General features: G+C 44.9%; 21 protein-coding genes and 1 pseudogene. 15 read left to right on the top strand and 7 right to left on the bottom strand.

Annotated features, from left to right (window positions below; translation table 11 throughout):
* The first annotated feature begins 9 nt into the window (after positions 1-9).
* A complete protein-coding gene (locus tag AC0VZ9_RS26155) occupies positions 10-381 on the top strand; it encodes a DUF423 domain-containing protein (RefSeq protein WP_009332334.1) in 372 nt (123 codons plus the stop codon).
* 40 nt (positions 382-421) lie between these two features.
* Here AC0VZ9_RS26155 and gerQ read toward each other — a convergent pair whose 3' ends face one another.
* From gerQ to hemQ, 3 genes and pseudogenes are all read right to left on the bottom strand, one after another.
* Entirely contained in the window at positions 422-940 is a 519-nt protein-coding gene (gerQ, locus tag AC0VZ9_RS26150) for a spore coat protein GerQ (RefSeq protein ID WP_019380565.1), read from the bottom strand.
* Positions 941-986: 46 nt separating this feature from the next.
* Positions 987-1,396, bottom strand: a pseudogene (locus AC0VZ9_RS26145) (cell wall hydrolase).
* Positions 1,397-1,549: 153 nt separating this feature from the next.
* The gene (hemQ, locus tag AC0VZ9_RS26140; RefSeq protein WP_019380566.1) at positions 1,550-2,293 is read right to left on the bottom strand and encodes a hydrogen peroxide-dependent heme synthase; all 744 of its coding nucleotides are present in this window, start codon (positions 2,291-2,293) and stop codon (positions 1,550-1,552) included.
* A gap of 383 nt (positions 2,294-2,676) precedes the next feature.
* Between hemQ and pta the strand changes: the two genes are divergently transcribed.
* Together pta and lipL are read left to right on the top strand one after the other, a co-directional pair.
* On the top strand, positions 2,677-3,654 hold the full coding sequence (pta, locus tag AC0VZ9_RS26135) for a phosphate acetyltransferase (RefSeq protein WP_475396934.1): 978 nt from the start codon (positions 2,677-2,679) through the stop codon (positions 3,652-3,654).
* A 215-nt stretch (positions 3,655-3,869) separates the two neighbouring features.
* Positions 3,870-4,712 (top strand): octanoyl-[GcvH]:protein N-octanoyltransferase, encoded by an 843-nt coding sequence (gene lipL, locus AC0VZ9_RS26130; RefSeq protein ID WP_019380568.1) that lies wholly within the window; start codon positions 3,870-3,872, stop codon positions 4,710-4,712.
* Between the two features lie 152 nt (positions 4,713-4,864).
* Here the strand turns inward: lipL and AC0VZ9_RS26125 are convergent, their stop codons facing one another.
* Complete coding sequence (locus AC0VZ9_RS26125) at positions 4,865-5,617, bottom strand: RsfA family transcriptional regulator (protein WP_019380569.1); 753 nt, start codon at positions 5,615-5,617, stop codon at positions 4,865-4,867.
* Positions 5,618-5,998: 381 nt separating this feature from the next.
* On the opposite strand from AC0VZ9_RS26125, the gene AC0VZ9_RS26120 reads away from it, so the two are divergent.
* The 3 genes from AC0VZ9_RS26120 (at position 5,999) to AC0VZ9_RS26110 (ending at position 8,376) form a co-directional block, all read left to right on the top strand.
* Positions 5,999-6,223 carry a YuzB family protein gene (locus AC0VZ9_RS26120; protein ID WP_009332328.1) on the top strand — a complete coding sequence of 75 codons (225 nt, stop codon included), beginning with the start codon at positions 5,999-6,001 and terminating at the stop codon, positions 6,221-6,223.
* A gap of 283 nt (positions 6,224-6,506) precedes the next feature.
* Positions 6,507-7,808 (top strand): HD domain-containing protein, encoded by a 1,302-nt coding sequence (locus AC0VZ9_RS26115; protein ID WP_009332327.1) that lies wholly within the window; start codon positions 6,507-6,509, stop codon positions 7,806-7,808.
* 58 nt (positions 7,809-7,866) lie between these two features.
* The gene (locus AC0VZ9_RS26110) at positions 7,867-8,376 is read left to right on the top strand and encodes a YwgA family protein (protein ID WP_009332326.1); all 510 of its coding nucleotides are present in this window, start codon (positions 7,867-7,869) and stop codon (positions 8,374-8,376) included.
* A gap of 235 nt (positions 8,377-8,611) precedes the next feature.
* On the opposite strand, the gene AC0VZ9_RS26105 is transcribed toward AC0VZ9_RS26110, so the two are convergent.
* Positions 8,612-8,797 carry a 2-hydroxymuconate tautomerase gene (locus AC0VZ9_RS26105; RefSeq protein ID WP_009332324.1) on the bottom strand — a complete coding sequence of 62 codons (186 nt, stop codon included), beginning with the start codon at positions 8,795-8,797 and terminating at the stop codon, positions 8,612-8,614.
* Between the two features lie 180 nt (positions 8,798-8,977).
* Here AC0VZ9_RS26105 and AC0VZ9_RS26100 point away from each other — a divergent pair, with 180 nt between their 5' ends.
* The gene (locus tag AC0VZ9_RS26100) at positions 8,978-9,637 is read left to right on the top strand and encodes a site-2 protease family protein (RefSeq protein ID WP_019380571.1); all 660 of its coding nucleotides are present in this window, start codon (positions 8,978-8,980) and stop codon (positions 9,635-9,637) included.
* A 37-nt stretch (positions 9,638-9,674) separates the two neighbouring features.
* Complete coding sequence (locus AC0VZ9_RS26095) at positions 9,675-10,187, top strand: YwhD family protein (RefSeq protein WP_475396933.1); 513 nt, start codon at positions 9,675-9,677, stop codon at positions 10,185-10,187.
* Between the two features lie 223 nt (positions 10,188-10,410).
* On the opposite strand, the gene AC0VZ9_RS26090 is transcribed toward AC0VZ9_RS26095, so the two are convergent.
* A complete protein-coding gene (locus tag AC0VZ9_RS26090) occupies positions 10,411-12,480 on the bottom strand; it encodes a transglycosylase domain-containing protein (protein ID WP_019380573.1) in 2,070 nt (689 codons plus the stop codon).
* Between the two features lie 366 nt (positions 12,481-12,846).
* On the opposite strand from AC0VZ9_RS26090, the gene speE reads away from it, so the two are divergent.
* From speE to AC0VZ9_RS26055, 7 genes are all read left to right on the top strand, one after another.
* On the top strand, positions 12,847-13,674 hold the full coding sequence (gene speE, locus AC0VZ9_RS26085) for a spermidine synthase (RefSeq protein WP_009332318.1): 828 nt from the start codon (positions 12,847-12,849) through the stop codon (positions 13,672-13,674).
* Between the two features lie 60 nt (positions 13,675-13,734).
* Positions 13,735-14,613, top strand: a complete 879-nt coding sequence (gene speB / locus AC0VZ9_RS26080; RefSeq protein WP_026041615.1) for an agmatinase — start codon at positions 13,735-13,737, stop codon at positions 14,611-14,613.
* A 254-nt stretch (positions 14,614-14,867) separates the two neighbouring features.
* Positions 14,868-15,320, top strand: coding sequence for a YwiB family protein (locus AC0VZ9_RS26075; protein WP_019380575.1), 453 nt, complete (start codon positions 14,868-14,870; stop codon positions 15,318-15,320).
* The gene (gene argS, locus AC0VZ9_RS26070; RefSeq protein ID WP_019380576.1) at positions 15,307-16,974 is read left to right on the top strand and encodes an arginine--tRNA ligase; all 1,668 of its coding nucleotides are present in this window, start codon (positions 15,307-15,309) and stop codon (positions 16,972-16,974) included. Before AC0VZ9_RS26075 ends, argS begins: the two co-directional genes overlap by 14 nt.
* Positions 16,975-17,065: 91 nt before the next feature.
* Positions 17,066-17,245, top strand: a complete 180-nt coding sequence (locus AC0VZ9_RS26065) for a XapX domain-containing protein (protein WP_009332314.1) — start codon at positions 17,066-17,068, stop codon at positions 17,243-17,245.
* Positions 17,246-17,599: 354 nt separating this feature from the next.
* Complete coding sequence (locus AC0VZ9_RS26060; protein ID WP_217026003.1) at positions 17,600-18,502, top strand: DMT family transporter; 903 nt, start codon at positions 17,600-17,602, stop codon at positions 18,500-18,502.
* 25 nt (positions 18,503-18,527) lie between these two features.
* Complete coding sequence (locus AC0VZ9_RS26055) at positions 18,528-19,076, top strand: cysteine dioxygenase (RefSeq protein ID WP_475396932.1); 549 nt, start codon at positions 18,528-18,530, stop codon at positions 19,074-19,076.
* A gap of 183 nt (positions 19,077-19,259) precedes the next feature.
* Here the strand turns inward: AC0VZ9_RS26055 and uvsE are convergent, their stop codons facing one another.
* Positions 19,260-20,216 (bottom strand): UV DNA damage repair endonuclease UvsE, encoded by a 957-nt coding sequence (gene uvsE, locus AC0VZ9_RS26050; RefSeq protein ID WP_251264420.1) that lies wholly within the window; start codon positions 20,214-20,216, stop codon positions 19,260-19,262.
* Between the last annotated feature and the right edge of the window lie 145 nt (positions 20,217-20,361).

Genomic DNA, 20,361 nt, shown 5'->3' with positions numbered 1-20,361 from the left:
CAGGGGATTATGAAGCTATTTATTATAATTGGAGCCATTAATGCTTTTTTAGCAGTTGCATTAGGTGCGTTCGGAGCGCATGGGCTTGAGGGGAAAGTGGAGCCGAAGTATTTGGAGATATGGAAAACAGGTGTAACCTACCAGATGTTCCACGCAACAGGCCTTTTGATTATTGGCGTCCTGCTTGGCAAATTGCCGGCGACATCTTTATTATCCTGGTCAGGCTGGCTGATGCTGATCGGCATTATCCTTTTCTCAGGAAGCTTATATGTTTTAACATTAACAAAAATCAGCGTGTTGGGTGCCATCACCCCGCTTGGCGGAGTCTCTTTCCTTGCGGCTTGGGTGCTGCTGATCATTGCGGCGGTAAAATATTTATAATAGGAAAGGAGCTTTGACGGGGTCAAAGCTCCTTTTTTCATTACCTCGGCGAATATTGCGACATTCCTTGCCCTCCGCCAAACGGATATTCATATTCTATTTCTTCATCAAATGTTACATAGTCTAAGTAGATCATTGGAAGGAGGATACGTTGGCCTGTTTGCGGATCGCTCAGTATCAAGTGATCCCGTCCGGCCGCTTCAATGATGCCTTTGAATATTTTGGCGTTCCATTCCGTATTGTTTTCGAATGTTGCATAAACAGTCGCGAGTTTTCCTCTGTTCAGGCGAAGAATATTTTCGATGTAGGATTGTTCAAGCGGGAGCATGCCTGGAATAGAAGGAGCAGCTGAAGGGGCACCCATACCGCCGCCGGCGCCTGCACCTGGAAACATCCCGCCCGAGCTCGTACCCGGAACTGTTCCGCCTGTTTGAACGGGCTGGAACTGCGGCTGACCCTGCGGCTGGCCCTGAAAGTTCTGAGGCATTTGGGTGCCATCCGTGTAACGCTGCTGCTGGTAACCATAAAAAGGGTATTGACCATAATTTGATTGACTCAATTTTTTTCCCTCCTAAAATTAAAATCAGCCATTTCTATCCGCATTGCTAGTAGACTGTCGGACAGTCCTGCGGGGTAGATTTATAAAAGCAATGGGCTTTAAACCGTCCGGCATTCCCTTGGCTGTACCATTGGGCCGGGCAGCTGCCTTGTGGCCGAAAGAACCATAATGCACTGCTGGCAGAGTAGTGTTGGTGACCGCTTATTACTTTGCGGGCGAGGTCAATCTCACTGCCACGCACCTTGATAAAAATTGCCTTTTTGGTTGGCTTCAATCCCGCTTGGGTTCTGATAGACCATTCTCCTGATGGAGCAGGTATCCTTGAAGGCCCAGACATTCACCCCGGACATGGTTAACCCCTCACATTCCCAACCATCAGCATGCCGTGCTTCCCATCGCACGCATGAGCCGGCCGAGGAGCTTAACATCTTCCTCGGTGTAAGGGATAACTCCAATCTCTTCACCTCTCTTTAATAAGCCATGATGCTGCGGATAAGAGAATTGCCTAGGTATAAGAGAAACTCACTATTTCATTACTATGTAGAGGCATGTTTTTTTATGACCTCCGGAAAAAGAAAAACTCCCAGCAGAAGCCGGGAGTTTTAAACATTATACGTGAAGGAATTTTTCAACCTTGTCCTCTTCAAGGATGTTGCCAACGAAGAAGGAGCCGAATTCACCGTAGCGGGCACTGACTTCATCGAAGCGCATTTCATAAACAAGCTTTTTAAACTGAAGAACATCATCAGAGAAGAGGGTAACGCCCCATTCGTAATCGTCGAAGCCGACTGAACCTGTGATGATCTGCTTTACCTTTCCTGCATACTGGCGCCCGATCATGCCGTGGCTGCGCATCATATTGCGGCGGTCTTCCATCGGAAGCATGTACCAGTTGTCATTGCCCTGGCGGCGCTTGTCCATCGGATAGAAGCAGACATGCTTTGCTTTCGGAAGTTCTGGGTAAAGGCGTGCCAGGATCTGAGGATTCTGGTAAGGATCTTCTCCTGCCGGCAGGTAGTTGCTCAGCTCGACAACAGAAACATATGAATGAGCAGGAATCGTGAATTCAGCTAACTTAGTTTTGTTGAATTCGTTTTCAATTTCATTTAGCTCTTCCATTGTAGGCCTTAAGATCATCATCATAAAATCAGCTTTTTGGCCGACAATTGTATAAAGGGCATGGCTGCCGTTTTTCCCGCTTTGTGTTGTATTCCACTTGTCCACTAGGGCCATAAATTCGTGGATCGCTGCCTGACGCTCTTCGCTGGGAACCATTTTCCAAGTTGTCCAATCAACTGTGCGGAAGTCATGTAAACAATACCAGCCATCAAGCGTTACTGCTGCTTCACTCATTATAATCACTCCTAATATGTACTAAAATTCTCATCATTACTATAACATAGTTTCTCCAATTAACATGTGTACAAAACTTGAAATGTTGGAATTCAGCAGGGTGACAGGCACCTATACCAATTTGCCGAACTGGCATAGGTGTCTGTCACCGCAAATTCCCGTTTACAAAGAGGGGATTATGGATATCTTAAAAAAGGTATAAAGGTGGACTGTAAGAAGGATATTTATTATTGGAAATTTACCGAAAACAAAAACTTTTTTGTTGTAAACGCTAACAGTATGTGAACTCCTTGAAATTCTTAGGATGAGGAGTATTCTAAGGGAGTATATAGGAGAATTTCTATTGAATTGAACGGAAATTTAGTGCCGTAGGAGGAATTAGCATGAGTGATTTATTCACAGTATTGAAAGAAAAAGTAACAGCGCAGAATTTAAGAATCGTTTTTCCGGAAGGACAGGATGAGCGTATTTTAGCGGCTGCAGGAAGATTGGCTGCGGAAAAAATCATCACTCCGATCCTTATTGGAAACATCGCAGAAATTGAAGCAAAAGCAAAAGACATGGATATCAGCCTGGAATCAGCTGAAATTTATGACCCAAATAACTTTTTAATGATGGATGAGCTTGTGGCTGCATTTGTTGAAAGACGCAAAGGCAAAGCGACAGAAGAAGATGCACGCAGGATCCTTCTTGATGAAAACTATTTTGGAACCATGCTTGTCTATGCGAACAAAGCAGACGGCCTTGTGAGCGGTGCTGCCCATTCAACAGCTGACACAGTGCGCCCGGCTCTTCAAATCATTAAAACAAAAGAAGGCGTGCGCAAAACATCTGGTGTATTCATCATGGTCCGTGACGATGAGAAATATGTTTTTGCCGATTGTGCCATCAACATCTCACCGGACAGCCAGGACCTGGCGGAAATCGCGATTGAAAGCTCGAAAACAGCCAGAATGTTCGATATCGAACCGCGTGTGGCCATGCTGAGCTTCTCAACAAAGGGCTCTGCCAAGTCACCTGAAACGGAAAAAGTTGCGGCGGCACTTGAAGCAGCTAAAGTTCGCGATCCGCTTTTAATCATCGATGGGGAATTCCAGTTTGATGCGGCATTCGTTCCATCGGTAGCTGAGAAAAAAGCTCCGGATTCACCAATCCAGGGAGATGCAAATGTATTTGTTTTCCCTAGCCTGGAAGCCGGAAACATCGGCTACAAAATTGCCCAGCGCCTAGGAAACTTCGAGGCAGTGGGACCAATCCTTCAAGGCTTGAACCGTCCGGTTAATGACCTGTCCCGCGGCTGCAACGAGGAAGACGTTTACAAGCTTGCTTTAATTACTGCAGCTCAAGCTTTACATCAATAATACAGGAGCTTAGAAGCCGGTCCCTTGTGACTGGCTTTTTTGCTATAATGTATCTGTTATGGGCCTTTGGCCGATAAAGGCTCAAGTTTGGCCGCTAAAATGCCATATTTGGCCGATAAAACTATAACTTAGGCTGATAAACCAGCTGATTTGGCCGTTAAATAGATAAATTCTGCCGATTAACTCGAATATCGGCAAAAGGGGATCAAATGAAGATGAATTCGCTACAAGACTTGCTGTTTCAGGAAGAATGGAGGGTTATTGACCAGTCTGCTGCAGGCATCCACTTAAATGCCCTGCACTCTTTCGGGATGGACGATACACTATGTGCTTCTGTCGGATCGGGTGAGGCGCCTGCGACCGCGAGGACATGGGTTCACCATAATACCATTGTGCTTGGAATCCAGGATACGAAGCTGCCTTTTTTAACTGAAGGCATCCAGTTTTTAAAGAGCCAGGGGTACGAAGTGATTGTACGAAATTCCGGCGGCCTGGCAGTTGTCCTGGATCAAGGGGTCCTGAATATTTCGCTGATTTTTCCTGAAAGTGAAAAGGGAATTGATATAAACCGCGGATATGATGCGATGTGGATGCTCATCCAAGAGATGTTTTTCGATTTTCATATACAAATAGAAGCGCGTGAAATTGTCGGCTCCTATTGCCCGGGAAGCTATGATTTAAGCATCGGGGGACAAAAGTTTGCCGGCATCTCGCAAAGGCGCCTCCGCAATGGCGTGGCGGTCCAGATCTATCTGTGCGTGGATGGCAGCGGAAGTGAGCGGGCCGATTTGATTGGCAAATTCTATTCTCTTGCTAAAAAAGAAGAACAGACAAAGTTCCAGTACCCTGAAATTCAGCCGGCTGTGATGGCATCACTATCGGAATTGCTGGGTACAGAGCTGACGGTACAGGATGTGATGCTCCGCTTTTTGCAGTCATTGAAAAAGAAAGCAGGCCGCCTTTATGCAGGGCAGCTGACAAATGTGGAAGCAGGCCTGTTTGAAGCCTATTACCGCCGTGTGATAGAACGGAATGAGAAAGTACTTGGCAGCGAATAAATAAAAGAAGAGCCGCAGTCATAAACGATCTGCGGCCCTCCTTGAAAGGAATTGCTGCCATTTTCTCCTGCTCCCGCTGCCGGGAACACCTTTTTTGTTTTAGAATTTTCAGCGCCTGCACCCTTGGGCGGGCAAGGCGCTTTTAGTTTTTCTTATTCAGCTACTCTTTCCAAATTGCCGTTGCGGTCCATTTTAAACTTGGATGCCGGCCTTTCTTCTTCATCAAACAGAACAAAATTGCGGGCTCTGTTCATGATTTTCATCAGTGTCTCGTAATCTTCCTGAATGGTTACCGTATTCTGCTCCAATTCGCCGATTTTGCCTTCAAGCTCTTCATTTCGGCTTCTGAGATCGGCATTTTCCCGCTTCAATCTTTCATTCTCACTCTTTAGTATATCAAGCTGAATGCCTGAATGATTCAATGTTTGCAAGTATGTGATAACGGTATCCATATCCAGCTGTGCAGGCGCAGTATAAACCGGCTCTGAATAGGTGAAGGATGAGACCGTCTCTGTTTGGATATGCGATTCATCCTCTGTGCGCTCTTCGTAAAAATCTGCCGGTGATGGCGGTAGGACCGCATTTGTCTTAATTGGCGCTGCTTCAACCTCCTGCATAGTTGGAACCGGCGGAGAGTATAAGAGTTTCTTTTTGCCGCCCTGATCCTTTCCTAGCATTCTTTGTCTCTGCTTGCGCTGTTTCTTGGCTAATTGAAGTGCTTTTTCATACTGGTGCCTCACTACAGCGTTCCAGCGGAATCCGCATGCCGCAGATGTGCGGTTCAGCTTGTCCCCAACTTCCTCAAAAGCGTTTAACTGAGTGCTGCCTTCCCTCACATGCCGCAAAACAGTTTCTGCCAGCAATAAATCGTTTTCATCTGTCCAAGCGTCCTGACGTATTTTCATGTAACCTCAACTCCCTAAATTATTACTTTTTGCTGTTGCCTTAGTTAAAGGATGGACAAACTTGGCAGATTTTATACAAAGGTGATTAAAAGGATAGTAGATTTTTTTAAAATTTTATTTTTCGCTAGATACGTATGGCGGTTTTGTGAAGATTACTAAGATTCACCACCCAAGTTAATGATTACAGCTTGCAATAGAGCTGGATAAGTTTTAAAATAGCCTGTAGCAGTTGGCAGGGCAGTCCTTTTTATCTGAATAGGAATGCTTTGCAGCGGATATGCTTTAACGAAGAAGATGACGAGGCGCGCCATGCGCTGTTAAAGCTCCCGGAACGGGGAGCGCATAATATAAAAGATTGACCGCAGAAAGGGTTGTAATAAAATGGCAAACGAATTTCGTGTTTGCGACGATTGTCAGGCTGTAAATCTGAAGACATTAATACCGCGATTAAAAGAAATAGATCCTGAAGCAAAAATTGATGTCGGCTGCCAGTCCTATTGCGGGCCAGGCCGCAAAAAAACATTTGCTTTCGTCAATAACCGTCCCCTTGCCGCACTGACGGAAGAGGAATTGATGGAGAAAATTAATAAAAAGCTGAAAAAATAAAGATCACCCTGACTCCTGTCCTGAGGTGATTTTATTTTTTGCCTGAGTTTATGATTGAGCTTCGATTGGTAAATAGACTTAGGAGGCAATATTCGTTTTTAGAAAAGTCGAAAAATATTTCCAGGGAAGATGATTGCTGTATTGCGGTTTCTGTCGAACAGCCATGAAAAACAAAGAATTTTGTGATGAATTGACACCGTGATCGGGATATAATAGGTATACGCCAGAAAATGGGAACAGCAGGTTTGGAACTCGTGGACACAGGAAAAGCGGAGGGTACGGAATGGCATATTCAGCGGAAAAGTTAAGTGAGGAAAAAGTATTTAAAGATCCCGTTCATCGTTACATACACGTAAGAGACAGAGTAATCTGGGATTTAATCGGGACAAAAGAGTTTCAGCGTCTTAGAAGAATTAAGCAGCTCGGGACAACTTATTTAACCTTCCATGGTGCTGAGCATAGCCGCTTTAACCACTCGCTCGGAGTTTACGAGATTGTGCGGCGCATTTCCGATGACGTCTTTTTGGGCAGGCCGGAATGGGATGAAGAAGACCGCATCCTGACCTTATGCGCGGCACTTCTCCATGATTTGGGACACGGCCCGTTCTCACACTCCTTCGAAAAAGTATTCGACCTCGATCATGAACATTATACGAGGGCAATCATTCTCGGCGATACCGAGGTCCATCAGGTGCTCACCAGGGTAAGTGCCGATTTTCCTCAGAAAGTGGCAGATGTGATTGCCAAAACTTCTAAAAATAAGCTGGTCGTCAGCCTGATTTCCAGCCAGATTGATGCGGACCGGATGGATTATCTGCAGAGGGATGCTTACTTTACGGGTGTCAGTTATGGCCACTTTGACATGGAGCGGATCCTGCGTGTCATGAGGCCGCGGGAAGACCAGGTCGTGATCAAACAGAGCGGGATGCATGCCGTTGAGGATTACATTATGAGCCGGTATCAGATGTATTGGCAGGTGTATTTCCACCCGGTTACACGCAGTGCCGAGGTGATCCTGACCAAAATCCTTCATCGCGCGAAAGATTTGCATGAACAGAAATACAGGTTTAAATATGATCCAATCCATTTTTATTCTTTATTCAATGGTGAAATCACTCTTGAAGATTATATAAAGCTCGATGAAGCTATTATTCTTTATTATTTTCAGATGTGGCAGGAGGAAGAAGATCCGATACTGAAAGATCTCTGCTGCCGATTTATGGACCGGAATTTATATAAATATGTGGAATTCGACCCGGCGAAAGAGTACAAGAAGCTGGCGGAGCTGTCGGCTTTGTTCAAAAAGGCAGGCATCGATCCGGAATATTATCTGGTCGTCGATTCTTCATCTGATTTGCCTTATGATTTTTACCGTCCTGGCGAGGAAGAAGAAAGATTGCCGATCCATTTGCTGCTGAAAAATGGGGATATTCGCGAGCTTTCCCGCGAATCGGAGATCGTGGATGCCATTTCCGGGAAACGACGCACTGATCATAAGCTTTACTATCCGGCTGATTTTATTGCAGACGACAGCAAAAAGCCAAACATTAAAAAACAGATTAGAACGCTGCTGGAAATCGATTAAAACTACATAATTGGTTTTCTATAGATACGGGAAAAAACGGAGTAGGAGATGAAGAGCTTTGTTAAAGGATCACGCTAAACTAATGCATGCCATTGCAGTCTCTGAAGAAATCGTGGGACGGAAAAAGCTGCAGAAAATGATATATATCGCCAAAAACATCGCATTTCCCTTTCAGGAAAGATTTCAATTTCACTTTTACGGGCCATATTCGGAAGAATTGACACTAAGGGTCGAAGAACTCTGCAACATGGGATTTTTAAACGAAGTAAAGGAAAAAAAGGGCGGCTATTACCAGTATCGATACACCCTTACTGAAACCGGCAAGGAATTTCTGGACATTAATGCAGTCGAAATGCCCAGCCTGCAGGACTGCCTGCTTGATATGAACGGCCAGAATGCAAGATTCCTTGAACTCGTCTCAACGGTCCTTTATTTTAATGACCTCCCAAAAGAAGAAGTGAAAGAAAAAGTCTTTACCCTAAAAAGCAAACAGCGCTACACGGATGAAGAAGTGGAACAGGCGTATCAATATATTGGAAGCTTAAGAGAAAAAGCCGGGCTGCATTAAGCGCCTGGCTTTTCTTTTTTGCTGAAAAAGTCTTACCGCACATAAATCAGTTATCCGCACGGAATTTTTTTATGCGAAAGTAAAATCATACTATGTGCAAATAAGATTTTTTATGCGAAAGTAAAATCGGTCTATGTACAAATAAATTTCTTTATCCGCAAGTAAAACCTCTCATTATGCAAAAAACCATAAAAAAGCAGCTTCCGTAATGGAAAACTGCCTTCTTTACGCAATTCTACTGATCGCTTAAGCGTTTTCCGCCGACAGCATAGTGATTTTTGGACATTTCTTCGATAAATACGACGATTTTATCTTCAGGGGCTCCAGTCGTTTCGCTTACGGCAGCTGTTACTTTTTCAGCGAGCGCTTTTTTCTGTTCTTCAGTGCGGCCTTCAAGCATTTTAACGGTTACGTATGGCATTTTCTTTTCCTCCTCACTATTTATGCTTGTATTTTTCCACTTTTTCTCGCAATGTGCAAGCCTGATTCCCTTTGCTCAGGCGTTCATGTATACTTTTAGGTAAATAGCATCGGCTTTTCCTACATAGTATGTATAAATAAAGCCTGGCTTTTCAGCCGGCAGGAGAGGGAGTTTTGGCATTTGGAACAATTTTTGGCGTTTTCTCTCAGGGAGATTCCCTATGTCGCGGTAACATTGATGATTGCCTTTACGGTCCATGAATTTGCCCATGCCTATGTGGCTTATAAGTTTGGAGATCCCACTGCAAAAAATCAGGGCAGATTAACACTAAATCCCATGCAGCATCTGGACCCAATTGGAACAATCCTGATTTTTATTGCCGGTTTCGGATGGGCCAGGCCGGTACCGGTCAACCGCTTCTTTTTCAAAAATCCGAAGCTTGCCGGGATATCTGTTTCAATTGCGGGACCGATATCCAATCTGGTGATGGCTGTCCTGGGTTTTTTCATCTGGTATGCTCTTGCCGGAACTGGACTCGCAGCTTCATTTCCAGCGTTTGTGGCAGATTTCCTGAATATCTTTATTCAGCTGAATTTAGTGCTGTTTGTATTCAACCTGCTGCCGTTTCCGCCGCTTGATGGCTACAGAATTATTGAAGATTTGGCGCCAGCCCATATTCGCCCGAAAATGACTCAGTTTGAGGCGTATGGCTCCGTTATTTTCCTTATTCTTGTCATTACACCGCTGGATCAATACACCATCCAGCCGATATTTAACACCGTATTGCCGGTACTTGCAAGCGGCCTAAATGATTTTTTCTATGAAATATTTATGACATAATAATAAGAGCCTAATTTTTGCTTAGGAGGACTTGAAAATGGAAGAAAAAAAGAAAAAGAAACTCGATTTTAATATAATCAAGAGCGACCCGACTGAAGGACATGGCGGTTTTGGGGTCGGGACTCTGAGCCTTGATAATGTGACACCGGTTATTATTGATGTGGATGCCGGTGAGGCGTCTATTGAAGTGGGCGCCATGCATGCGCGCAGCCCTGTTGAAAAAGGCATCAAGTTTTTGAAAACCAAAGAAGAAGTGCCTAACGGGAAGCCGTACTGGCTGATTTGGGTCACCAATGACCGCAAAGAGGGAGGCGCTTATTATGCAGGTGTTACTGCATGTGAGATGACGGTCGACAGAGAAATCCGCCGGGGCTACAAATCGCTGCCAGAGCATGTGAACCGCATGGATAAATCGATTAAAAGACACATCATAGTGGATCATATGGACGAGAAATCCAAAAAAGTGCTGGCAGATTTCCTGAAAAACCATGACGCCGGCATGTGGGAAAGATCAGCGGAACAGCTAAAAAAAGATTTACAAGCCATTTAGAAAAAAAGTCTAATTTTGTGACGAAATTGTGACATTTTTTTGACGTGATTTTCTAACTACTTGTACAATTCCAATAAAAAAAGTAAACTATTTAACAGTGTGAAGGCACAATATAGCACTAGGACACGAAAAACCCCGGGATTCGGACCCCGGGGTTTTTCACTTTTATTAAAATGACAGGCACCTATACCAGTTTTACAAGTGGTATAGATGCCTGTCACCGTTACGAAGCCCACCGAAACAGTTTCTTATACCAAGGTGTGTCAGGCTTCTTTTCCGGCTGCTCAGTTTTATTCTCTTCTTTATGGCTCAAGTGGTCTGTACAGTATTCCGCAGGTTCTGTGCCTTCTGCGAAGTAGGTTAGGCGCTTGACCGGGCAGTTTTCCCCGGCAATTTTCCCGTTGGATGGATCAATGTAGACGCCGACTGTATCTTTGGGCGCTTTGAATTCCTTGGCTGGCTTTCCTTTATGGGCTTCCTCCATGAACCGGATCCAAATGTTTTTGGCATACGTTTTATCAACGGTTTTTGTAATGACCTGGCCTTTGTCATAGCCGGTCCATACCGCTGTGACAAGCTGTGGTGTAAAGCCGGCCATCCAGCTGTCTGTTTCTGTTGAACCGGACTTGCCGGCGTAAGGGCGGGTCATATCGTTGATGACTGTGCTTCCCGTTACTTGGGCATAACCGTTCAGCTTCCGGTCAAAAATACCTGTCATCATGTGGGTCATAACGAAAGCAAGGTCAGGCTTCAGAATCTTCATCTGGAATGGCTCCTGCTCGTAGATGACTTCGCCTTTATGGTTCTCCACACGCTTAATCAGTACCGGGGAGATCTTTTTTCCTCCATTGGCGAACATGCTGTAAGCGTTGGCAAGCTCAATGACTCTCATGCCGGATGTGCCGAGTGCAAGGGACGGCACCTTCGCCATCTTAGAGGTAATGCCAAATTTCTTGGCTGTATTGACAAGCGTCTCTTCCCCTAAAAATAAATGAGTTTTCACCGCGTAGACATTGTCAGATAGAGCAAGGGCCTGGGCCATTGTGATATCGTCATCCGCATACTTGCTGTTGAAGTTATGCGGTGTATAGTCCGGCGTACCGTCTTCAAACCGAAAAGTCGTCTGCTCGCTCCGGATTGGGGTGGAAGGGGTGAAGCCCTGCTCCAATGCCGCGTAATAGAGAAGAGGCTTTATCGTCGATCCTGGCTGCCTGACTGCCTGGACTGCACGGTTAAAGGGACTTGCCTCATAATCACGTCCGCCAACCATTGCTTTCACATACCCGTTTTTCGGATTCATGGCAACAACTCCGACCTGAATCTCCGAGTCTTTTGAAATAAGCTTATCTATTGTTTCTTCCGCGATTTCCTGTTCCTTCAGATTCAAAGTGGTATAAACCTTTAATCCGCCCAATTCAATCGTACGGTCATCCAGATTCAGCTGTGTTTTAAGGGCATTGCGGACAGCATCCTGAAAATATGGGGCTGTTTTCGATCTTGGGTGCATGTGCTCGCCAACCAGCTCAAGCTCTTCTGCCGCCGCAAGATCTGCGTCTTTTTGGCTGATGAGCCCGTTCTTCACCATCGTCTGCAGAATCACTTTCTGACGCTGATCTGCTTTTTCTGCTGATGCAAATGGCGAGTAGATGCCAGGACCCTTAGGGATGCCGGATAAAATGGAAGCCTCAGCTAATGACAGCTCACTTGCATCCTTCCCGAAATAGAACTGGCTTGCTGCCTGTGCGCCATAAGCTCCATTGCCGTAATAAATCGTATTTAAATAACCTTCAAGGATTTCCTTTTTCGTATAATTCATCTCAAGCCTGATGGTATAAAAGGCCTCAAGCAATTTCCGCTTCCAGGTTTTTTCATGTTCAAGAAACAGGTTGCGGGCATATTGCTGGCTGATGGTGCTGGCACCCTGAACTTTGGCCATTGCCTTTATATCAGCGAGGGCGGCACCTGCGATCCTTTTATAATCAAATCCATTGTGCTCGAAAAAATTCTTATCCTCTATCGAGACCGTCGCATCAATTAAATGCGGGCTGATGTCATCGAGTGGTGCCCAATAGCGTTTTTGGCCGTTGTTGCTTTCACCGATAACCGTGCCATCATCCGAGAAAAATAAAGTCGATTGCGGAACGGCGAGCGGCGGCGGCCCCAAAATTTTGGCATATACCAGAATGCCTCCGATCATCACGGCGGCTAAAGCCATTCCTATTAAGCTAATAATGAGAACTGCACGCAAATATTTCATCGTTTTTCGAAAACGCTGATCCGTCATTAATTCCATATCAAGCACCCCCTATTTATCTGTTTTTTATAGTGAAAAGTTGATACAGCGCCAAGTGACCGAAAAGATAAAAACTGACCGATAAAGGTTCCAAAGTGGCCGATTAAATTAAAAGTTGAACGATAAGTGCGGCGAGGTATCCAAATAATTCCCTAATAAGTGCTCTATGTATTCAGTATTGAAAAAACAGAGCGATTTTAAACATCTTTCTCTACTAATTAGCGAAATTTTTCTTGCAATTTTGCTAGATTCATCTATACTTTTTCTGTGTTTGTTATTTGCATGTTAGGGAAGTATAAAAGATGAAAATGCTTTTTGCTGCTCTTTAGTGATAATTCATTTTTTTATGGAAGGAATGATTAAAGAATGGGACTTTGGTTTACAGAGAAACAAACAGAGAACTTTGGCATTACGATGAAGGTGAAGCGTACTTTACATACAGAACAGACAGAATTCCAGAAGCTTGATATGGTGGAAACAGAAGAGTGGGGCAATATGCTTCTTCTTGATGACATGGTTATGACTTCAATCAAGGATGAGTTTGTTTACCATGAGATGGTTGCGCATATTCCTTTGTTCACACATCCAAACCCTGAAAACGTTCTTGTTGTTGGCGGCGGTGACGGCGGCGTCATCCGTGAAGTCCTTAAGCACCCAAGCGTGAAAAAGGCGACTCTTGTGGATATCGATGGAAAGGTTATTGAGTACTCAAAAAAATTCCTTCCTGAGATTGCAGGCAAGCTTGATGACCCTCGCGTTGATGTGCAGGTAGGCGATGGCTTCATGCACATTGCCGAAAGCGAAAATGAATATGACGTGATCATGGTTGACTCAACTGAGCCGGTAGGACCTGCGGTAAATCTATTCACGAAAGGCTTCTATGCTGGAATCTCTAAAGCCTTAAAAGAAGACGGCATCTTTGTGGCCCAGTCTGACAACCCTTGGTTCAAAGCGGACCTTATCCGCAACGTACAGCGCGATGTGAAAGAAATTTTCCCAATCACTCGTCTTTACACTGCGAATATCCCTACTTACCCAAGCGGCATGTGGGCGTTCACAATCGGATCTAAAAAATACGATCCATTAGAAGTAAGCGAAGATCGCTTCCATGAGATCGAAACAAAATACTATACGAAAGAATTGCATAAAGCGGCATTTGTATTGCCTAAATTTGTTGCAGATTTAGTGAAGTAATGGACAGGCTGCGTTTCAGAGCAGCCTTCTTGAATACATAAAAAGTGAGGGATGACCTTGGTGCGTTTTGATGAAGCCTATTCAGGCAATGTGTTTATTAAAAGCCATCCTAGTTATGAGGAAAGTGAAGCGGTCATTTATGGAATGCCAATGGACTGGACAGTCAGCTATCGTCCGGGCTCCCGTTTCGGCCCTGCCCGTATCCGAGAAGTGTCAATCGGGCTTGAAGAGTATAGCCCATACCTGGACCGTGAGCTTGAAGAGGTAAAATATTATGATGCCGGCGATATTCCGCTGCCATTCGGAAATCCGCAGAAAAGCATCGATATGATTGAGGAGTTTATCGATCAGCTTCTGGCGGAGGATAAATTTCCGCTTGGCATGGGCGGAGAACATTTGGTTTCCTGGCCTGTCATCAAAGCAATGTACAAAAAATATCCGGATTTGGCGATTATCCACATGGACGCCCATACAGACCTTCGTGTGGATTATGAAGGGGAGCCATTATCTCATTCAACGCCAATCCGCAAAGCAGCTGATTTGATTGGTCCTGGCAATATCTATTCTTTTGGCATCCGTTCCGGCATGAAAGAAGAATTCCAGTGGGCGAAGGAAGTCGGCATGCACATTTCAAAATTCGAAGTGCATAAGCCATTGAAAGATATTCTTCCTAAGCTTGCAGGACGTCCGGTCTATGTAACGATTGATATTGATGTTCTGGACCCTGCCCACGCGCCGGGAACAGGCACAGTCGACGCAGGCGGCATTACGTCAAGAGAGCTTCTTGCTTCTATTCATGAAATTGCCCATTCAGATGTTAAAGTCGTTGGAGCTGACCTTGTCGAGGTTGCGCCCATCTATGATCCATCTGAACAAACAGCCAATACAGCAAGCAAACTGATCCGGGAAATGATTCTTGGATGGGTTAATAAAAAATAAACGGGGACTTCGGTCTCCGTTTTTTTATTCAAGAAATACTGAACGTCGATAACTGTCTAGCTCCAGCGCCTACCCCCTCGAGGTCACAAGCCAATCCTCCTAAAAAGGCAAAGAACGCCTTTCTGGGAGGCCCGTCTTGTGCTTGTCGGGGGTGGGCAAGGCGCTTCCGCTTTTCTTTCTGTCACCTTCTTGCACTTTCCCCAGCGAGTATTTATACTTATATAGTTATATATGATGAAAAGGAAGTGTTGCCGTTGTCCAGTCGCTCAGCGGAACAAATGCCTGTGAAGATTAATGTGAAGACAGATATTCGCAAGCTTGGCAGCAAAGAGACTTTTGAATTGACTGCTTTTGGCCGATACTATATAAAAGATTCTGCCCGATTCCTTCAGTATGATGAAGTAATGGAAGAGGGAACAGTAAAGACGATCATAAAAATGTCCGATGCAGACGGACTGATTTTACGAAGCGGCGCCGTAAAGATGAGGCTCCCTTTTAGAATGAATAAAAAGCTCCGCGGCAGCTATGAAACGCCTTACGGAGTGTTTGAAATGGGCACGGTGACAAAGCGTATGGTCCATCAATATGATCACGAATCTGGTGAAGGTTCGATTGATATTTTATACGATCTGAAAATGCAGGGATCCCAGGCAGGTACATATCATTTGGCGATTACGTTTGAGGAGGAGAACAATGAACATAGTTGAGCAGGTGCAAGGCAAATTAAAGCAGGAAATTAAGGATGCGGTTGTAAAGGCTGGCTTAGCAGCGGAAGAGCAGATTCCTGATGTAATTCTGGAAATCCCGAAGGAAAAGGCTCATGGAGACTATTCCACGAATATGGCAATGCAATTAGCACGTGTGGCAAAAAAAGCGCCAAGAATGATTGCAGAGGAGCTTATTGCTCATTTTGACAGCTCAAAGGCTTCAATTGAAAAAATTGAAATCGCAGGACCTGGCTTCATTAATTTTTACATGAATAATTCTTATTTGACTGATCTGATTCCTGCCGTTCTGGAAGCAGGAGATCGGTACGGAGAAACAACAGTTGGAAACAGCCAGAAGATCCAGGTCGAGTTTGTTTCAGCTAACCCAACAGGGGACTTGCATCTTGGACATGCCCGCGGGGCAGCTGTCGGCGACTCCCTATGCAACATTTTAGACAAAGCTGGCTATGAGGTTTCCCGTGAGTACTATATCAATGATGCCGGCAACCAGATTAACAATCTGGCTCTATCGGTTGAAGCGCGATATTTCCAAGCTCTTGGCCTTGAAAAAGAAATGCCGGCTGACGGCTACCATGGCGAAGACATCATCGGCATCGGCAAAAAGCTGGCTGATGAGTATGGCGATAAGTATGTACATGCGGATGAAAAAGAGCGTTTTGACTTTTTCCGTGAATACGGCCTGAAATATGAAATGGCAAAGCTGAAGCAGGATCTGGAAGATTTCCGTGTGCCATTTGATGTTTGGTATTCTGAAACATCTCTTTATAATAATGGCAAAATCGACACAGCCCTTCAGGCATTGAAGGATAACGGCCACATCTACGAAGAAGAGGGTGCAACCTGGTTCCGCTCAACTGCTTTCGGTGATGACAAAGACCGTGTTCTTATTAAAAATGACGGCTCTTACACATATCTGACTCCAGATATCGCTTACCATAAAGACAAGCTTGAAAGAGGCTTTGAAAAGCTGATCAACATTTGGGGTGCTGACCACCATGGCTACATTCCGCGCATGAAAGCGGCCATCCAGGCGCTTGGCTATGACCGTGAGGCGCTCGAAGTCGAAATCATCCAGCTTGTACACTTGTACAAAAACGGCGAAAAAATGAAGATGAGCAAACGTACCGGCAAAGCGGTAACGATGCGTGACCTTGTGGAAGAAGTAGGACTGGACGCAACTCGCTATTTCTTTGCGATGAGAAGCGCAGATACGCATCTTGATTTTGACCTTGATCTGGCTGTCTCACAATCAAATGAAAACCCTGTTTACTATGCCCAGTACGCACACGCGCGTATTTCCAGCATCCTGCGCCAGGGTGAAGAGCAGGGCATGTCTGCCGAAGCTGCAGATTACTCCCTGATTCAGGCGGAAAAGGAAATCGACGTTCTGAAGAAAATCGGCGAATTCCCGCAGGCTGTCGGAGAAGCTGCGCAAAAGCGCATGCCGCACAGAATCACGAACTATATTTATGAACTGGCTTCTTCTTTCCACAGCTTCTATAATGCTGAAAAAGTACTGGATGCGGAAAATCCGGAAAGAACCAAAGCCCGACTGGCACTGATCAAAGCCGTTCAGACTACCTTGAAGAATGCTCTGAAATTAATCGGCGTATCTGCACCGGAAAAAATGTAAAACTCAAAGCTGGCACTTATAGGTGCCGGCTTTTTCATGTTTTTGACGAAAAAGGGGAAGCTAAAGGCATATGTTATTTTAGGAGGATCTCATGAAAATCGTTCTTTTATCCATACTTACAGGATTTCTCGTCGGATTTGTCTTTGCTTTCATGAAGCTGCCGATACCCGCACCGCCCGCACTGCCTGGCATTATGGGGATAGTCGGCATTTACCTCGGGTTTAAAGCATATGAAGTGGTTCTGCCCTGGCTGCAGGGAATATTGAGATAATTGAAAAGGGTGTCCACGTAAGTTATGGGCACCCTTTATGTCTAAATGTGAACTTTGCAAATAAATCCGGAATGTTGCAAATAAACCTGGGAAATCAGCAAACAATAGCTAAAATTGGCAAACAAATCAGGAAAAAAGCAAACAAACCTGGTAAACCTGCAAACAAACCGAAAACAGGCAGCAAACCAAAAAGTTACGGGCTAATCCTCAGAAAATTAGTCTGCCAACCCGGCAAATCAGCAAAAAATTAATAAATTTTGCATACAATCCGCAAGTAAATCAAACTAAACTCAGCATTTTACTTCGGGACGAGCATATCATGGTAGAAACCTTCCGGAAAGGACATGCTCGCCCATGAAGCCACAATTGGCAGCCTCTTTTTTTGCAACCATTTCGATCAGTTTTTGGGGAGTCTCTTTTGTTTCCACAAAAGCTGTTTTGGATAAGCTGGACCCTTATACATTGATCATGCTCCGGTTTGCCATCGGGGCAGCTTTTCTGCTCCTTGTGCTTCTCTTGAAAAGATATCCGCTCCAGATTCCGCTCAAATATATTCCCCATTTAATTGTTCTCGGTGTACTCGGCGTTTTCATCCATCAGGTCATCCAGGTATCAGCTCTAAAGACAATAGACGCCTCATCTGCGGGGTGGATCATTTCTTTTTCACCTGTTTTTACCGTGCTTCTCTCCATGATTTTTCTCCATGAAAAATTGACATTTCTTAAGACGCTGGGCATTATAACTGCGATTTCCGGGGTCCTCATGGTAACAGGAGCGAGAAGCGGCCAGACGCTGGGATTTGCTTTAAATATAGGGTATTTCCTCATGATCCTAAGTACACTGAATTGGGCCGTATATTCGATTTTGGTGAGAAAACTGCAAATTAAGCTTCCTTCCCTTGTGGTCACTTTTTATATGAGTTTGCTTGGATGCGTGTTGACCATTCCCTTTTTAATGAGAGACAGAGGGTGGGAGAAGTTCCATCTTTTATCCGATTCTGAATGGGCTCATATATTGTTTCTGGGCATATTTGTGTCGGGGATTGGCTACTGGTACTGGTCCAAGGCTCTCGAGGTTTTGGAAGCTTCCAAAGTATCAATGTTTATCTATATGGAGCCGCTATTTACCTTTATTGCGGCCGTTTTATTGCTTCGTGAAAAAATTTTCTTCATAAGCTTTATGGGCGGAATCATAATTATTATAGGAGTGATCATGGTGAATGGTCAGCTGAAATATTTTTCATGGAGGAAACGATAATCCACAGTAAAGGGGGAGTCGTTTAGTGGCCTTGAAGGAACGGTTTAAAAACAGTTTGGATTCATTGAAATCACCTTCTGCAGAAGAACTTAGAAAGGCTTTGGCATCACTTGATATCAAACTTGAGGAGTTGCTTCCTCACTTGCAGCCGGCAGATGGAAAACCCTACTACCGCAAGCTGCTTTACCAAAGTGAAGAAGTGGAGCTGCTTGTCATGAACTGGTCAGATATCGAATGCTCCCCGCATGATCATGGTAATTCAAAGGGATGGATTCAAGTGTTAAATGGAGATGCGGAAAATACTGTTTATGAAGTGAAGGAAGACGTCCCAATTGAGCTTCTTGCAGAGATAAAGTCCAAAGACTCCTTCTTTTTTGCTCTCAAAAAAGGTGTGCACAAAATGAAGAGTGCAGGCAGGGAGAACCTTGTCACACTGCATCTTTATTCACCTCCGATTACTGGTATGAAGGTGTACGACCTTCAAAAGTGCGCTGCCTGTGTAGTCTCTGAAGACTGTGGGGCCTGGTGGCCTGAGGAGCAGAGACAGAAGGTGAAGGAGATTCAGTTAAAATAAAGGGGCGTTCCGCATGCGGAACGCCTTCCATTACGAATGACAAACTTCGGAATTAGATAACTGTCTAGCTGCGGCGCCTACCCCCTCGAGGTCACAAGCCAATCCTCCCAAAAAGGCAAAGAACGCCTTTCCGTGAGGCTCATCTTGTGCTTGTCGGGGGTGAGCAAGGCGCCTCCGCTTTTCTTATTTCCATTCTACCTCCGCGCCGCCAATCCTCTTCACCCCGCGGATGCTGCTGATATCTTCTGTCAGCTTAAGCGTAGCCTTGTCCTTTGCTTTAGCTTCAATCATGAAATCGATATCCCGGTTAAAGGTTTTCAGCAGATCGAGAAGCGGCCTGATGAAATCAATGTCAACATAATCGGCATGGGACCGGAAGGCTTTTTCTGATTTGGGAGAGGAGATGTGGATTTTCGGCTTGAGTCCTGTTTGTTCCCACGTCTGAAAAATCCCAGGGAGAAGCTCATCCAGCGGGCGGGTGCCGAGGTTCGCCATATGGTGGTGATAATCGAACACAAGGGGGATGTTTTCTTTCTGGCAGGCCAGGAGGGTTTCATCCGCGTTATAGGTTTTGTCATCATTCTCAAGTGTCATTTGCTTTTTAATATGAGATGGCAGTGTCTTGAGATTTTCATGGAAACGGTGGATGGTCGTGAGCTTGTCACCATAAGCCCCGCCAATATGGATATTAATGAAGCTCTCGTTTTCAACCCCCATGGCCTCGAACATCCGGTAATGGTATTCCATATCTTTGACTGCATTTCTTGTCACATCGTCACGCGGAGATGTGAACAGGGTGAATTGATTGGGGTGAAAGCTGACGCGTAGCCCGTGTTTTTTAATCAATTCACCAATTTCAAGCCATTTTTCCTTAAAGGGTGTGACAAAATCCCATAAAACCTCCGGATGCGTGGCCAGAGGTACGATGGAGCTTGAAAGCCGATATAGCTGAATTTCATGGGCGATATTAAAATAAAGCATTCTTAACGTATTTTGCAAATTCACTGCTGTGACGGTCTTCAGCTTTTCCAGCCTTTCTTCCTCAGGCAATTGCTGATAGCGCGTAAAAGTCAATGTTCTCGCAGGAGATGCCTCCCACAGGCTGATGGCATGAGAAACATATCCCAGTCTTATTTTCAATTTGCAGCACCTTCTTTATGCTGGTCTATAATCTAACAGAATGTAAATCTTTGTATTTCGAGAGCTGTCTAGCGCAAGCAGCCTACCCCCACGAGGTCACAAGACAGTTCCTTTCAGAAGGAAGAACGCCTTCTTACAGGAACTG

It is taken from the genome of Cytobacillus sp. QJM3NY_8 (assembly GCF_056173585.1).
This window is presented reverse-complemented; position numbering and strand designations above follow the sequence as displayed.

Coding starts and splice junctions, on each gene's coding strand:
- AC0VZ9_RS26155 (WP_009332334.1), top strand. CDS start 10: ATGAAGCTATTTATTATAATTGGAGCCATTAATGCTTTTTTAGCAGTT.
- hemQ (WP_019380566.1), bottom strand. CDS start 2,293: ATGAGTGAAGCAGCAGTAACGCTTGATGGCTGGTATTGTTTACATGAC.
- pta (WP_475396934.1), top strand. CDS start 2,677: ATGAGTGATTTATTCACAGTATTGAAAGAAAAAGTAACAGCGCAGAAT.
- lipL (WP_019380568.1), top strand. CDS start 3,870: ATGAATTCGCTACAAGACTTGCTGTTTCAGGAAGAATGGAGGGTTATT.
- AC0VZ9_RS26125 (WP_019380569.1), bottom strand. CDS start 5,617: ATGAAAATACGTCAGGACGCTTGGACAGATGAAAACGATTTATTGCTG.
- AC0VZ9_RS26120 (WP_009332328.1), top strand. CDS start 5,999: ATGGCAAACGAATTTCGTGTTTGCGACGATTGTCAGGCTGTAAATCTG.
- AC0VZ9_RS26115 (WP_009332327.1), top strand. CDS start 6,507: ATGGCATATTCAGCGGAAAAGTTAAGTGAGGAAAAAGTATTTAAAGAT.
- AC0VZ9_RS26105 (WP_009332324.1), bottom strand. CDS start 8,797: ATGCCATACGTAACCGTTAAAATGCTTGAAGGCCGCACTGAAGAACAG.
- AC0VZ9_RS26095 (WP_475396933.1), top strand. CDS start 9,675: ATGGAAGAAAAAAAGAAAAAGAAACTCGATTTTAATATAATCAAGAGC.
- AC0VZ9_RS26090 (WP_019380573.1), bottom strand. CDS start 12,480: ATGGAATTAATGACGGATCAGCGTTTTCGAAAAACGATGAAATATTTG.
- speE (WP_009332318.1), top strand. CDS start 12,847: ATGGGACTTTGGTTTACAGAGAAACAAACAGAGAACTTTGGCATTACG.
- argS (WP_019380576.1), top strand. CDS start 15,307: ATGAACATAGTTGAGCAGGTGCAAGGCAAATTAAAGCAGGAAATTAAG.
- AC0VZ9_RS26065 (WP_009332314.1), top strand. CDS start 17,066: ATGAAAATCGTTCTTTTATCCATACTTACAGGATTTCTCGTCGGATTT.
- AC0VZ9_RS26060 (WP_217026003.1), top strand. CDS start 17,600: ATGAAGCCACAATTGGCAGCCTCTTTTTTTGCAACCATTTCGATCAGT.